General features: G+C 59.8%; 12 protein-coding genes. 11 read left to right on the top strand and 1 reads right to left on the bottom strand.

Going from position 1 to position 14,423, the window contains the following annotated elements; all coding sequences use genetic code 11:
• Positions 1-95: 95 nt before the first annotated feature.
• The 4 genes from AAGQ88_RS17030 to AAGQ88_RS17015 all read left to right on the top strand — a co-directional run bounded on the left by AAGQ88_RS17030 (position 96) and on the right by AAGQ88_RS17015 (position 3,369).
• Positions 96-1,535 carry a PLP-dependent aminotransferase family protein gene (locus tag AAGQ88_RS17030; protein ID WP_285426093.1) on the top strand — a complete coding sequence of 480 codons (1,440 nt, stop codon included), beginning with the start codon at positions 96-98 and terminating at the stop codon, positions 1,533-1,535.
• A gap of 303 nt (positions 1,536-1,838) precedes the next feature.
• Positions 1,839-2,348 carry a translation initiation factor 2 gene (locus AAGQ88_RS17025; protein ID WP_342653029.1) on the top strand — a complete coding sequence of 170 codons (510 nt, stop codon included), beginning with the start codon at positions 1,839-1,841 and terminating at the stop codon, positions 2,346-2,348.
• A 101-nt stretch (positions 2,349-2,449) separates the two neighbouring features.
• The gene (locus tag AAGQ88_RS17020) at positions 2,450-2,707 is read left to right on the top strand and encodes a YkgJ family cysteine cluster protein (protein WP_342653028.1); all 258 of its coding nucleotides are present in this window, start codon (positions 2,450-2,452) and stop codon (positions 2,705-2,707) included.
• 56 nt (positions 2,708-2,763) lie between these two features.
• Entirely contained in the window at positions 2,764-3,369 is a 606-nt protein-coding gene (locus AAGQ88_RS17015; protein ID WP_342653027.1) for an START domain-containing protein, read from the top strand.
• A gap of 70 nt (positions 3,370-3,439) precedes the next feature.
• Here AAGQ88_RS17015 and gltA read toward each other — a convergent pair whose 3' ends face one another.
• The gene (gltA, locus tag AAGQ88_RS17010) at positions 3,440-4,729 is read right to left on the bottom strand and encodes a citrate synthase (protein ID WP_285426089.1); all 1,290 of its coding nucleotides are present in this window, start codon (positions 4,727-4,729) and stop codon (positions 3,440-3,442) included.
• 363 nt (positions 4,730-5,092) lie between these two features.
• Here gltA and sdhC point away from each other — a divergent pair, with 363 nt between their 5' ends.
• From sdhC to lpdA, 7 genes are all read left to right on the top strand, one after another.
• Positions 5,093-5,467 carry a succinate dehydrogenase, cytochrome b556 subunit gene (gene sdhC, locus AAGQ88_RS17005; RefSeq protein WP_285426088.1) on the top strand — a complete coding sequence of 125 codons (375 nt, stop codon included), beginning with the start codon at positions 5,093-5,095 and terminating at the stop codon, positions 5,465-5,467.
• On the top strand, positions 5,461-5,829 hold the full coding sequence (gene sdhD, locus AAGQ88_RS17000) for a succinate dehydrogenase, hydrophobic membrane anchor protein (protein WP_093459224.1): 369 nt from the start codon (positions 5,461-5,463) through the stop codon (positions 5,827-5,829). Before sdhC ends, sdhD begins: the two co-directional genes overlap by 7 nt.
• A 3-nt stretch (positions 5,830-5,832) precedes the next feature.
• Positions 5,833-7,605 (top strand): succinate dehydrogenase flavoprotein subunit, encoded by a 1,773-nt coding sequence (sdhA, locus tag AAGQ88_RS16995; protein ID WP_285426087.1) that lies wholly within the window; start codon positions 5,833-5,835, stop codon positions 7,603-7,605.
• A gap of 11 nt (positions 7,606-7,616) precedes the next feature.
• Positions 7,617-8,321 (top strand): succinate dehydrogenase iron-sulfur subunit, encoded by a 705-nt coding sequence (locus AAGQ88_RS16990; RefSeq protein ID WP_093460102.1) that lies wholly within the window; start codon positions 7,617-7,619, stop codon positions 8,319-8,321.
• Positions 8,322-8,608: 287 nt separating this feature from the next.
• Complete coding sequence (locus tag AAGQ88_RS16985; RefSeq protein ID WP_285426086.1) at positions 8,609-11,440, top strand: 2-oxoglutarate dehydrogenase E1 component; 2,832 nt, start codon at positions 8,609-8,611, stop codon at positions 11,438-11,440.
• A gap of 41 nt (positions 11,441-11,481) precedes the next feature.
• Positions 11,482-12,729: a 2-oxoglutarate dehydrogenase complex dihydrolipoyllysine-residue succinyltransferase gene (gene odhB / locus AAGQ88_RS16980; protein WP_342653026.1), complete on the top strand. Its 1,248-nt coding sequence runs from the start codon at positions 11,482-11,484 to the stop codon at positions 12,727-12,729.
• 167 nt (positions 12,730-12,896) lie between these two features.
• The gene (lpdA, locus tag AAGQ88_RS16975) at positions 12,897-14,336 is read left to right on the top strand and encodes a dihydrolipoyl dehydrogenase (protein WP_285426084.1); all 1,440 of its coding nucleotides are present in this window, start codon (positions 12,897-12,899) and stop codon (positions 14,334-14,336) included.
• Positions 14,337-14,423 lie beyond the last annotated feature (87 nt).

Genomic DNA, 14,423 nt, shown 5'->3' with positions numbered 1-14,423 from the left:
CGGTTTCCTGAACTGTCCCCGTACACTTCTCAACTGTTCCGGTGAGATTGAAAAGTGTGCGCCGGAATCGACCTGCCTGTGACACGAGGGACGCCATGACCAATCTTCTGCTGTATCAACGTATCGCTCAGCAGTTGGCTGAAGACATTCGCCGGGGCGTGTATCAGCCCGGTGAGCGCGTGCCTTCGGTGCGCAAGATGAGCTCGCAGCTCAATGTCAGTCATGCCACCGTCCTGCAGGCCTACGCCAATCTCGAGGATCAGGGGCTGATCCGCGCGCGCCCGCAGTCCGGTTACTACGTCCATCAGACGCCTGCCCTGACTGCGCCGACCCCGGACATTGCACGGGTCGAGCGGCCGGGTCTGGTCACCCGCGCCAGCATCATCCAGCAAGTGCTGGTGGAGGCCCGGCGTGAGGGTGTCTTTGCGTTCGGCGCTGCGGTGCCGCACATTGATTACCTGCCGCTGCGTGCGCTGCACCAGCAGTTGGCGAAGGTCACGCGCTTCCAGAGCCCTCGCGCCTTCAACTACATGTTCAGCCCGGGCTTCGAGCCGTTGCGGCGTCAGGTGGCGATCCGCATGCGCGATGCCGGCGTGGTGGTCGATCCTTCAGAGGTCGTCATCACACACGGCTGTGTCGACGCACTGCAGATGTCGCTGCGTGTGCTGACCAGTCCCGGTGACCTGATCGCGGCCGAGTCGCCGACCTATTACGGGTTGCTGCAACTGGCCGATCTGTTGGGCCTGAAGGTGATCGAGATTCCCAGCGATCCGAACACCGGCATCAGTCTGGAGGCCTTGCAGCTGGCGGCCAATCAGTGGTCGATCAAGGCTTTGGTGATGACCTCGCGGTTGAGCAACCCGCTGGGCAGCACGATGCCCGAAGAGCGGCAGAAACACTTGCTGCGGCTGGCGTCGGACTTCGACATTCAGGTCATCGAGGACGACATTTACGGCGAGCTGATGTATGAGCAGAACAAGACCAAAGCGCTGAAGGCGTTCGATCGCCTGGGGCGGGTGATCTACTGCTCGAGCTTCTCCAAGACGCTGTCGCCGGGCGTGCGCATCGGCTGGATGATCGCCGGAAAATACCAGGCCGAAATCCAGCGGCTGCAAACCTTCAGCACCCATTCGGCGTGTAGTGTGACGCAAATGGCCGTGGCCTCTTATCTGGAGAACGGCGGCTATGACAGGCACCTGCGTTACATCCGCCAGGAGCATCGCAAGAACCTGAGCGCCTTTCAGTTGGCGGTGCAGCAAATGTTTCCAGAGGGCACGCAAATCAGCCGTCCGGCTGGCGGGTTCATCCTGTGGATCAGCCTTCCGGGGCGGGTCAATACGCAGGAGTTGCACGTGCGCGCGCTCGAGCAGGGCATCAGCATCGCGCCGGGGCTTATCTTCAGTAACACCGAACAGTTCAACCACTGCATCCGGCTCAATTGCGGGCTGCCGTGGAACCGTGAGGCGGAGAGGGCGCTGATGACCCTGGGCATGCTTGCCAAGCAGTTGTGTCAGGACGCCGGTCAAACGTGGTGAACTCAGTCGGTCCGTTGCTTTCCATTGTTCAGGGGCTGGCTGACAAGGCTTCACTTGTCACCGGTTGACTAAAGGGCCAGCATATTTGCTCGTGTCTTAATCTGCCGTCTTCGATCTATGAATTCATTGCGTTGTGTTGGCGTGTTGTTGCTGGTCTTGTTGAGCGCTTGCGATGGCGACAAGCCGGTGACACCGCCGCCTAAAGTAGCGACGACCGCGACCGCCCCGACGGCTCAAACCAGGGACGCTCAAGCGCCTGCACCGTTGGAAAAGCCTGTTGTTCCTGCTGCAACGGCGCCAGCGGTGCACGACCTAGCGCCTGACGCTGGCGTGGTGCCCGTTATCGCGTCGAGTAAGCCGCAGGCCCCCGCCAAGTCTGTCACGCCTGTCATCACGCCCAATAAGGCGGCTGCGGTCGAGCAGAAATCACCCAGTGCCAATGCCCGATCAGCCAAGGTGAAAGCCGACAATTCAGAGGTGGCCAATCGTGCGCCGGTTGCCAGCAAGACCAAGCCTGCCTCCCAAGTGGTCAAGGACACGCGACTGCCGAAGGCTCAGCTTGATTTGAGTCTGCCGCCGGAGATGGTCAAGCAATTGGCCCCGCCAGCGAACGTGATCACCTCCGCTGCCAAGCCCAAGACGCCTTCGGCAGGCGCCAAGCCGCTGCTGCCGCAGCTGTTTCCTGATTCGCAGAGCGATCCGGATTTTCAGCTTCAGGGCCGTCTGCTCAGCAACGAAATGCAGCTGCAACTGCGTAACGAGGCGCGCCGGGATGTCGAGGGCGCTGCACTGGATTTCAAATTCAAGCAGTAATGGGCCCTCGACCGTCGGCTTGCATGAATCCTGTATTTTCAAACGCGCGTTTTAGCGGTTAAGATCCTGTCATCTCTCACTGCCTCCCAGAGTACGTTTTCATGGAATGCCGTCCGGGTTGCGGCGCTTGCTGCATTGCACCCTCCATCACCTCGCCCATTCCCGGGATGCCGCAGGGCAAGCCGGCTGGCGAACGTTGTCTGCACCTGTCGGTCGACATGCTCTGCGGGCTGTTCGGCAGGCCGGAAAGACCGGCGGTGTGTAGCCAGTTCTCGGCAGACGCGGAAGTCTGTGGCAGCAGTTCCGAAGACGCCATTCGCCTGCTGGGCTGGTGGGAGACGCTCACATCGGTTGCTTGAAGGCAGGGATGTGGATCAATCGAGACAACTGAACTTCAAGAATAAGGAATACAACAATGGGTTCGCTGTACCGGATTGCATGTGGAATCGGCCTGACTGTAATGGTCGCTGCCAGTGCCCAGGCTGAGGACTGGAAGGTTGCCAAGAACGAGGAGGGCATCAAGGTCTCGCTCAGTGACGTCGCGGGCTCTCAGTACAAGGCTTATCAAGGTGTGGCCACCATCAAGGCTGGCATTCCCAAATTGCGCGCGCTGCAAGAGGATGTCGCTGCCGCGTGTGCCTGGATTCATGAGTGCAAGTCGCAGAAAATCCTCAAGCATGAAGGCGACAAGACTTGGACCTACACCCAGTTCAACACGCCGTGGCCAGTCACGCCGCGGGATTCGGTGCTCGAGGTCACGACCGTGGAAGGCGCCGATGGCAGCCTCACTCGCAAGCTGCTGGGGCAGCCCAAGTACATTCCTGAAGAGAAAGGCTTCGTACGGGTTGCGCAGGTGGAGGGCTACTGGAAGTTCGTGCCCAAGGGCGACAACCTGACCGAGGTTACCTACCAGGTGCACACCGAACCGGGCGGCAGCGTTCCGTCCTGGCTTGCTAACAAGTTCGTCGTCGACGCGCCTTTCAACACGCTTAAGGCGCTCAAGGAGCATGCGGAGCAGTAAGCGTCGCAAGCGTTCTTCAGCGCACAAATAAGGCTGCCAATCGGCAGCCTTTTTCATGTCGGTGTCGCGCTTACTTGCGCTCTGCGAGTGGCACGATGTCGCGAGAGACTTCACCGGTGTACAGCTGGCGCGGGCGGCCGATCTTGTACGGGCTGGAGAGCATTTCTTTCCAGTGCGAGATCCAGCCGACGGTGCGGGCCAGGGCGAAGATCACGGTGAACATGCTGGTTGGAATGCCGATCGCTTTCAGGATGATGCCCGAATAGAAGTCGACGTTCGGGTACAGCGAGCGCTCGATGAAGTACGGATCGGTCAGCGCGATCTCTTCCAGACGCATCGCCAGTTCCAGCTGCGGATCGTTGGTGATGCCCAGTTCGCGCAGGACTTCGTCGCACGTCTGTTTCATCACGGTGGCGCGTGGGTCGCGGTTCTTGTAAACGCGGTGACCGAAGCCCATCAGCTTGAACGGATCGTTCTTGTCCTTGGCCTTGGCGATGTACTTGTCGATGTTCGAGACATCGCCGATTTCATCGAGCATGGTCAGAACGGCTTCGTTGGCGCCGCCGTGTGCCGGGCCCCACAGCGCGGCGATGCCGGCTGCGATACAGGCAAACGGGTTGGCGCCCGAAGAGCCGGCCATGCGCACGGTGGAGGTGGAAGCGTTCTGTTCGTGGTCGGCGTGGAGGATGAAAATCCGGTCCATGGCCTTGGCTAGCGTCGGGCTGATCGGTTTGATCTCGCACGGCGTGTTGAACATCATGTGCAGGAAGTTTTCTGCGTAGCTCAGGTCGTTGCGCGGGTACATCATGGGCTGACCCATGGAGTACTTGTACACCATCGCGGCCAGGGTAGGCATCTTCGCGACCAGGCGGATCGCCGAGATTTCGCGATGCTGAGGATTATTGATGTCCAGCGAGTCGTGGTAGAACGCCGAGAGGGCACCGACGACGCCGCACATGACGGCCATCGGGTGAGCATCGCGACGGAAGCCGTTGAAGAAGGTCTTCAACTGCTCGTGCACCATTGTGTGGTTCTTCACGGTGACGACGAATTGAGCTTTTTGTTCGGCAGTCGGCAGTTCGCCGTTCAGCAGCAGGTAGCAGGTTTCCAGATAGTCCGATTGCTCGGCCAGCTGTTCGATCGGGTAGCCACGATGCAGCAGGATTCCGTTGTCACCGTCGATGTAGGTGATCTTGGATTCGCATGAGGCGGTCGACATGAAACCTGGGTCGAATGTGAAGCGTCCGGTGGCGGTCAGGCCGCGTACGTCGATTACATCGGGACCAACTGTGCCGGTCAGAATGGGCAGCTCGACGGGGGCAGCGCCCTCGATGATCAACTGCGCTTTTTTGTCAGCCATGTGGCCTCCTATTTATGCTTCAAATCATCAGACAGGCCCCCCACGCAGGGCCCGCACCACTATAGTGAGATAAATTCTAAAGTCAATTTGCCAAAAGTCTTGTAGCAGAAGGCTTTAAGGCGATGTTTTCCGCGAAATTACCTGCCATTTACGCCTTTTATCGAGCTAAAGCAATCCGCCCTTAGCGTGGGGTCTTTGCGTTGTCATTAGTTGGCTAACTGTCTATACTCGGCGTCCGACCGCCAGGGGCTTTCAGGCCCGTTTTTCTGGGGGCCGTCACTTCCTGGGTAGTGGGTACCTGACCAGTGCACTTCCCAACAACTTGCCCTGATTGTTAGGGGCTCTTCAGTGTGAAAAAAAGCCGTGAAAAGCCAACGACCTGTAAACCTAGACCTAAGGACCATCAAACTCCCCATCACCGGCGTAACGTCATTTCTTCATCGCGTCTCCGGCATCATCCTCTTCCTGGGCCTCGCCATCATGCTTTACGCATTGAGCAAGTCTCTGGGTTCCGAGGAAGGCTTTGCCGAGGTGAAGGATTGCCTGACCAGTCCGCTGGCCAAACTCGTTGTGTGGGGTCTCCTGTCCTCCTTGCTGTATCACTTGGTGGCCGGTGTTCGCCACTTGATCATGGATGCGGGTATCGGTGAGACGCTGGAAGGCGGAAAACTGGGCTCGAAAATCATCATCGCCGTTTCCCTGGTGTTGATTGTTCTGGCGGGAGTTTGGATATGGTAACCAGCGTTACGAACCTGTCACGTTCGGGCCTCTATGACTGGATGGCGCAGCGCGTCTCCGCCGTAGTGCTCGCGGCTTATTTCATCTTCCTGATCGGATACCTGATCGCCCACCCTGGCATCGATTTCGCCACGTGGCACGCTCTGTTCTCCCATAACGGAATGCGCATTTTCAGTCTGCTGGCCTTCGTTGCCCTGGGCGCTCACGCCTGGGTCGGCATGTGGACCATCGCGACCGACTACCTGACGCCGATGGCGCTGGGCAAGTCCGCGACAGCTGTGCGTTTCCTTTTCCAGGCTGTCTGCGGCATTGCGATGTTCGCGTACTTCGTCTGGGGTGTGCAGATTCTTTGGGGTATCTGATTCATGGCTAACATTAATACACTTTCATTCGACGCCATCATCATCGGCGGCGGTGGTGCAGGCATGCGCGCTGCATTGCAGCTGGCTCAGGGCGGCCACAAGACCGCTGTAGTCACCAAGGTCTTCCCGACCCGCTCGCACACCGTTTCCGCCCAGGGTGGCATCACCTGCGCCATCGCTTCGGCCGACCCGAACGATGACTGGCGCTGGCACATGTACGACACCGTCAAGGGTTCCGACTACATCGGTGACCAGGACGCGATCGAATACATGTGTTCCGTAGGCCCTGAAGCCGTGTTCGAACTCGAGCACATGGGTCTGCCGTTCTCCCGTACCGAGCAGGGCCGCATCTATCAGCGTCCGTTCGGCGGTCAATCCAAGGACTTCGGTAAAGGCGGTCAGGCTGCGCGTACCTGCGCTGCTGCCGACCGTACCGGCCACGCCTTGCTGCACACCCTTTACCAGGCCAACCTGAAGGCCGGCACCGTATTCCTCAACGAATACTATGCAGTTGATCTGGTGAAGAACCAGGACGGCGCTTTCGTCGGCATCATCGCCATCTGCATCGAAACCGGTGAAACCTCGTACATCCGCGCCGACGCGACCGTACTGGCTACCGGCGGCGCAGGCCGTATCTACTCGTCGACCACCAACGCCCTGATCAACACCGGTGACGGCGTCGGCATGGCCCTGCGTGCAGGCGTGCCGGTTCAGGACATCGAAATGTGGCAGTTCCACCCGACCGGCATTGCCGGCGCAGGTGTACTGGTCACCGAAGGTTGCCGTGGTGAAGGCGGTTACCTGATCAACAAGCACGGCGAGCGTTTCATGGAGCGCTATGCGCCGAACGCGAAAGACCTTGCAGGTCGTGACGTCGTTGCGCGCTCGATGGTCAAGGAAATCATCGCCGGCAATGGTTGCGGTCCCGATGGCGACCACGTGATGCTGAAGCTCGATCACCTGGGTGAAGAAGTGCTGCACAGCCGTCTGCCAGGCATCATGGAGCTGTCCAAGACCTTCGCACACGTCGATCCTGCCGTTGCGCCGATCCCGGTCGTTCCAACCTGCCACTACATGATGGGCGGCATCGCCACCAACATTCACGGTCAGGCAATCACGCAGAACGCCGCTGGCGAAGACACCATCATCCCGGGCCTGTTCGCGGTCGGTGAAGTGGCGTGCGTATCGGTTCACGGTGCCAACCGTCTGGGTGGCAACTCGCTGCTCGACCTGGTCGTGTTCGGTCGTGCTGCCGGTCTGCACCTGGAGCAGGCGCTCAACGAAGGCATCGACTACCGTCGCGCCTCCGACACCGACATCGATGTCGCTCTGGCCCGCCTCAGCGGCCTGAACGAACGCACCGATGGCGAAGACGTCGCCACCCTGCGCAAAGAGCTGCAAAGCTGCATGCAGAACTACTTCGGTGTATTCCGCACGGGCGAATACATGCAGAAGGGTATCGCTCAGCTGGCCACCCTGCGCGAGCGTATCGCGAAGGTCAAGATCAACGACAAGAGCCAGGCGTTCAACACTGCCCGGATCGAAGCGCTGGAATTGCAGAACCTGCTGGAAGTCGCCGAAGCAACGGCCATTGCTGCAGAACATCGCAAGGAGTCCCGTGGTGCGCACGCTCGCGAAGACTTCGAAGATCGCGACGACGAAAACTGGCTGTGCCACACCCTGTACTTCCCGGGTGAAAAGCGCGTAGCCAAGCGTGCCGTGAACTTCTCGCCGAAGACTGTTCCGACTTTTGAGCCTAAGGTTCGGACTTATTAAGGGTGATCGCCATGTTGCAAGTCAGTGTTTATCGTTACAACCCTGATCAGGACGCTGCGCCGTTCATGCAGGAATTCCAGGTCGACACCGGTGGCAAGGACCTGATGGTGCTGGACGTGCTGGCCCTGATCAAAGAGCAGGACGAAGGTTTCTCCTATCGTCGCTCCTGCCGTGAAGGCGTCTGCGGTTCCGACGGCATGAACATCAACGGCAAGAACGGCCTGGCCTGCATCACGCCGCTGTCTTCCGTGGTCAAGGGCAACAAGCTGGTGGTTCGTCCGCTGCCTGGCCTGCCGGTCATCCGTGACCTGGTCGTCGACATGAGCATCTTCTACAAGCAGTACGAGAAGGTGAAGCCATTCCTGCAGAACAACACGCCGGCTCCGGCCATCGAACGTCTGCAGTCGCCTGAAGAGCGTGAAAAGCTGGACGGTCTGTACGAGTGCATCCTGTGCGCCTGCTGCTCGACTTCCTGCCCTTCGTTCTGGTGGAACCCGGACAAGTTCCTCGGTCCAGCCGCGCTGCTGCAAGCCTATCGTTTCCTGGCTGACAGCCGTGACACCAAGACCCAGGAGCGTCTGGCATCGCTGGATGACCCGTTCAGTGTGTTCCGCTGCCGCGGGATCATGAACTGCGTCAACGTCTGCCCGAAAGGTCTTAACCCGACCAAGGCGATCGGTCATGTTCGCAGCATGTTGCTGAAAAGCGGTATCTGAGTTCCTTGTACCTGTAACATCGATGCATGTGTAAATGTTGTGCCCGTAAACGCTGCGGCGCAGGCTTCAACCGGCGCCGTAGTTTTAACCTGAGCAGCAGTCATTTGGCCGCAGCTCTTATTTTGAAGAAATGAGACCAGCAGGGGCATCCGGGCTGGTACCCGGACTATCTGCGTGATCCTAGCGACTTGGTGCAGTCAGCGACTTGATTCGAAATCGCTGCCGGACTTTTCAAGTTTGCAACGGTGTCGACGCCGGTGGTGTCCCCTAACCGAGGGTGACCAAGCATGCAAGAAAGCGTGATGCAGCGCATGTGGAACAGCGCCCACCTTTCCGGTGGTAACGCTGCCTATGTGGAAGAGCTCTACGAACTCTACCTGCACGACCCTAACGCTGTGCCAGAAGAGTGGCGCACCTACTTTCAGACGTTGCCGGCTGACGGCAGCACTGCCACCGATGTATCGCACTCTACGGTTCGCGATCATTTCGTGTTGCTGGGGAAAAACCAGCGCCGCGCTCAGCCGGTCTCCGCCGGTAGCGTGAGCAGCGAACACGAGAAGAAGCAAGTCGAAGTGCTGCGACTTATCCAGGCATTCCGTATGCGCGGCCATCAGGGTGCGCAACTCGATCCTCTGGGTCTGTGGAAGCGTACTGCGCCAGCTGACCTGTCGATCAACCATTACGGTTTGACCAACGCTGACCTCGATACCACATTCCGTGCCGGCGACCTGTTCATCGGCAAGGAGGAAGCGAGCCTACGCGAAATCGTTGACGCGTTGCAGAAGACATATTGCCGCACCATCGGTGCGGAGTTCACGCACATCGTCGATTCCAACCAGCGCAACTGGTTCATGCAGCGCCTCGAAAGCGTGCGTGGCCGTCCAGCTTACTCCGCCGACATTCAGAGCCACCTGCTCGAGCGCGTCACCGCGGCCGAGGGTCTGGAGAAGTACCTGGGCACCAAGTACCCGGGCACCAAGCGCTTTGGTCTGGAAGGCGGCGAAAGCCTGATCCCGATGCTGGACGAACTGATCCAGCGTTCCGGTTCCTACGGCACCAAGGAAATCGTCATCGGCATGGCCCACCGTGGCCGTCTGAACGTACTGGTCAACACCTTCGGCAAGAACCCGCGCGAGCTGTTCGACGAGTTCGAAGGCAAGAAGAAGGTCGAGCTCGGTTCCGGTGACGTGAAGTATCACCAGGGCTTCTCGTCCAACGTCATGACCACAGGCGGCGAAGTTCACCTGGCCATGGCGTTCAACCCGTCTCACCTGGAGATCGTTTCTCCGGTGGTCGAAGGTTCCGTGCGCGCCCGTCAGGATCGCCGCAACGACGCCACCGGCGAGAAAGTGCTGCCGATTTCCATCCACGGTGATGCTGCGTTCGCAGGTCAGGGCGTGGTTCTGGAAACCTTCCAGATGTCGCAGACCCGCGGCTTCAAGACTGGCGGCACCATCCATATCGTGGTGAACAACCAGGTTGGCTTCACCATCAGCAACCCGCTGGACGCGCGTTCGACCGAATACGCGACCGACGTGGCCAAGATGATTCAGGCGCCGATCCTCCACGTGAATGGCGACGACCCTGAAGCGGTCATGTTCGTGACCCAGCTGGCGATCGACTACCGCATGCAGTTCAAGCGTGACGTGGTCATCGACCTGGTCTGCTACCGCCGTCGCGGCCACAACGAGGCCGACGAGCCGAGCGGCACTCAGCCGCTGATGTACCAGCAGATCTCCAAGCAGCGCACCACCCGCGAGCTGTACGCCGACTCCCTGGCCGCCGCCGGTGTGCTCGATGCCGCCGCCGCTCAGGCGAAGGTCGACGAGTACCGCAACGCGCTGGACAACGGCATGCACGTCGTGAAAAGCCTGGTCAAAGAGCCGAACAAGGAATTGTTCGTCGACTGGCGTCCTTACCTGGGCCACGCCTGGACTGCGCGTCACGACACCCGTTTTGACCTCAAGACCCTGCAGGAACTGTCGGCCAAGCTGATGGAACTGCCGGAAGGCTTCGTGGTTCAGCGTCAGGTCCAGAAGATCTACGAAGACCGCCAGAAGATGCAAGCCGGTGGCCTGCCGATCAACTGGGGTTACGCAGAGACCATGGCTTACGCCACGCTGGCGTTCGAAGGGCATCCGGTGCGCATCACCGGGCAAGACGTCGGTCGCGGCACGTTCTCGCACCGCCACGCCGTCCTGCACAACCAGAAAGACGCAACCACCTACGTGCCTCTGCAGAACCTGTACGCCGGTCAGCCCCGCTTTGACCTGTATGACTCGTTCCTGTCGGAAGAAGCGGTGCTTGCATTCGAATACGGCTACTCGACCACTTCGCCGAACGCGCTGGTGATCTGGGAAGCCCAGTTCGGTGACTTCGCCAACGGTGCGCAGGTCGTGATCGACCAGTTCATCACCAGCGGCGAGCACAAATGGGGCCGTCTGTGCGGTCTGACCATGCTCTTGCCGCATGGCTACGAAGGGCAGGGGCCAGAGCACTCTTCGGCTCGTCTGGAGCGTTACCTGCAGCTGTGCGCCGAGCACAACATTCAGGTGTGCGTGCCGACCACTCCGGCACAGATCTACCATCTGCTGCGCCGTCAGGTGATTCGTCCTCTGCGCAAGCCGCTGGTCGTGCTGACGCCCAAGTCGCTGCTGCGCCACAAGCTGGCCATCTCGACGCTGGAAGATCTGGCCGAAGGCTCGTTCCAGACGGTCATCCCGGAAATCGACACCCTCGATCCGGCCAAGGTGACCCGCTTGGTCCTGTGCAGCGGCAAGGTGTACTACGACCTGCTGGAAAAACGCCGTGCCGAAGGCCGCGAAGATATCGCCATCGTGCGTATCGAGCAGCTCTATCCGTTCCCGGAAGACGACCTGATGGAGGCCATCGCGCCTTACACCAACCTGACCCACGTGGTCTGGTGTCAGGAAGAGCCGATGAACCAGGGCGCCTGGTACAGCAGCCAGCATCACTTGCGCCGTAGCATCGGCAATCACAACCGCAACCTCGTTCTCGAGTACGCCGGTCGTGATGCTTCTGCTGCTCCTGCTTGTGGCTACGCTTCGATGCACGCCGAGCAGCAGGAAAAACTGCTGCAAGACGCGTTCACTGTTTAACGCCTTCGCGCACTAGAAACCGAATTAAGGAATTACAGACAATGGCTATTGAGATCAAAGCCCCCTCTTTCCCGGAATCCGTTGCCGACGGCACCATTTCCAAATGGCACAAACAGCCGGGCGAGGCGGTGAAACGTGACGAGCTGCTGGTCGACATCGAGACTGACAAAGTCGTTCTCGAAGTACTGGCCGAAGCTGACGGCGTATTGGCATCGATCGTCAAAGGCGAGGGCGACACCGTCCTGTCCAACGAGTTGATCGCAACCCTGGACGCTGGCGCCACGGCTTCGGCCGCGCCTGCCGCTGCCGCTGCTGCACCGGCCGCCGCGCCTGCACCTGCCGCCGCTGCTGCCGCTCCGGCACCTGCTGCCGGCGACGAAGACGCGATCGGCGCTCCGGCCGCCCGCAAGCTGGCTGAAGAAAACGGCATCGCGCTGTCCAGCATCAAAGGCACCGGCAAAGACGGCCGTGTCACCAAGGAAGACGTGGTCGCTGCCATCGAAGCGAAGAAATCCGCTCCGGCCGGCGCACCGGCTGCCAAGCCTGCTGCCGCCGCAGCTGCCGCTCCTGTGGTCGCTGCCGGTGACCGCACCGAGAAGCGCGTTCCGATGACCCGCCTGCGTGCCAAGGTTGCCGAGCGTCTGGTAGAAGCTCAGTCCACCATGGCGATGCTGACCACCTTCAACGAAGTCGACATGACCGAAGTCATGGCCCTGCGTTCGAAGTACAAGGATCTCTTCGAGAAGAGCCATAACGGTGTGCGTCTGGGCTTCATGTCGTTCTTCGTCAAGGCCGCCACCGAAGCGCTGAAACGCTTCCCGGCAGTCAACGCGTCGATCGACGGTTCGGACATCGTTTACCACGGTTACGCCGATGTAGGTGTTGCCGTGTCCAGCGACCGTGGTCTGGTGGTTCCGGTTCTGCGTAACGCCGAACAGATGAGCCTGGCTGAGATCGAAGGCGGCATCGCCACCTTCGGCAAGAAAGCCCGTGACGGCAAACTGTCCATCGACGAGATGACTGGCGGTACCTTCACCATTACCAACGGTGGTACTTTCGGTTCGATGATGTCGACCCCGATCGTCAACCCGCCGCAAGCGGCCATCCTGGGCATGCACAACATCGTTCAACGCCCGATGGCGATCAACGGTCAGGTTGTCATTCGTCCGATGATGTACCTGGCGCTGTCGTACGATCACCGCCTGATCGACGGTAAAGAAGCTGTGACTTTCCTGGTGACCATCAAGAACCTGCTGGAAGATCCGGCTCGTCTGTTGCTGGATATCTGATTCAAGGCAGCCACAAGCCGCACGCGCCAAGCTGCACACGAGCAGCCTGGCGTTTGCGCTTGGGTCGTCGCAACATTCTAATAGCAGGCTGCAACTCGTCTGTAGAGCATCACGGATCAGCTTGCAGCTTGTGGCTTGAAGCTCGCAGCTAAAGAGGAACTCTTTGTATGTCCCAGAAATTCGACGTGGTAGTGATTGGCGCAGGCCCTGGCGGTTATGTGGCCGCCATCAAGGCCGCGCAACTTGGTCTCAAGACTGCCTGCATCGAGAAGTATCAGGATAAAGAGGGCAAACTGGCTCTCGGCGGTACCTGCCTGAACGTGGGCTGCATCCCTTCCAAGGCGCTGCTGGACAGCTCGTGGAAATTCTACGAAGCCAAGAACCAGTTCAACGTGCACGGCATCTCCATCTCCGGCGACGTGCAGATGGACGTACCGGCGATGGTCGGCCGCAAGGCTCAGATCGTCAAAGGCCTGACCGGCGGCGTTGCCAGCCTGTTCAAGGCAAACGGCGTCACTTCTCTGCAAGGTCACGGCAAGCTGCTGGCCGGCAAGAAAGTCGAGCTGACCAAGCCTGACGGCACCACTGAAGTCATCGAAGCCGATAACATCATCCTGGCTTCCGGCTCGCGCCCGATCGACATTCCGCCGGCGCCAGTCGACCAGAACGTCATCGTCGACTCCACCGGTGCCCTGGAATTCCAGACCGTGCCTGAGCGCCTGGGCGTGATCGGCGCTGGCGTCATCGGCCTGGAGCTGGGTTCGGTGTGGTCGCGTCTGGGTTCCAAGGTGACCGTTCTGGAAGCGCTGGAGAAATTCCTGCCAGCCGCTGACGAAGCCGTTTCCAAGGAAGCGCAGAAGACCTTCACCAAGCAGGGGCTGGACATCAAGCTGGGCGCGCGCGTCACCGGTTCGAAAGTCAACGGCAACGAAGTCGTCGTCAACTACACCGACAAGGATGGCGAGCAGAACATCACCTTCGATCGTCTGATCGTCGCGGTGGGCCGTCGTCCGGTGACCACCGATCTGCTGGCTTCCGACAGCGGCGTCGACATCGACGAGCGCGGTTTCATCTTCGTCAACGACCAGTGCGAGACCAGCGTTCCTGGCGTCTACGCGATCGGTGACGTGGTCCGTGGTCTGATGCTGGCACACAAAGCGTCGGAAGAAGGCATCATGGTTGTCGAGCGCATCAAGGGTCACAAGACCCAGATGAACTACGACCTGATCCCGTCGGTTATCTACACCCACCCGGAGATCGCATGGGTCGGTAAAACCGAGCAGACCTTGAAGGCCGAAGGCGTAGAGGTTAACGTCGGCAGCTTCCCGTTCGCGGCCAGTGGTCGTGCAATGGCTGCGAACGACACCGGCGGTTTCGTCAAGGTCATCGCCGACGCCAAGACCGACCGTGTACTGGGTGTACACGTCATTGGTCCAGGCGCCGCAGAACTTGTACAGCAGGGCGCGATCGGCATGGAGTTCGGCACCAGTGCCGAAGACATCGGCATGATGGTCTTCTCGCACCCGACGTTGTCCGAAGCGCTGCACGAAGCTGCACTGGCAGTGAATGGCCACGCCATCCACATCCAGAACAAGAAGAAACGCTAAGAAAAAACCACGACGGTCCGCCCGTCGTGAGCCTTGCTCGCAAGGCTTACCGCGGAAGGACCGTTGGACTCGAACTCCCGGTGGTGC

Origin of the sequence: Pseudomonas sp. F3-2 (genome assembly GCF_038804275.1) — a bacterium.
Lineage (GTDB): Bacteria > Pseudomonadota > Gammaproteobacteria > Pseudomonadales > Pseudomonadaceae > Aquipseudomonas.
This window is presented reverse-complemented; position numbering and strand designations above follow the sequence as displayed.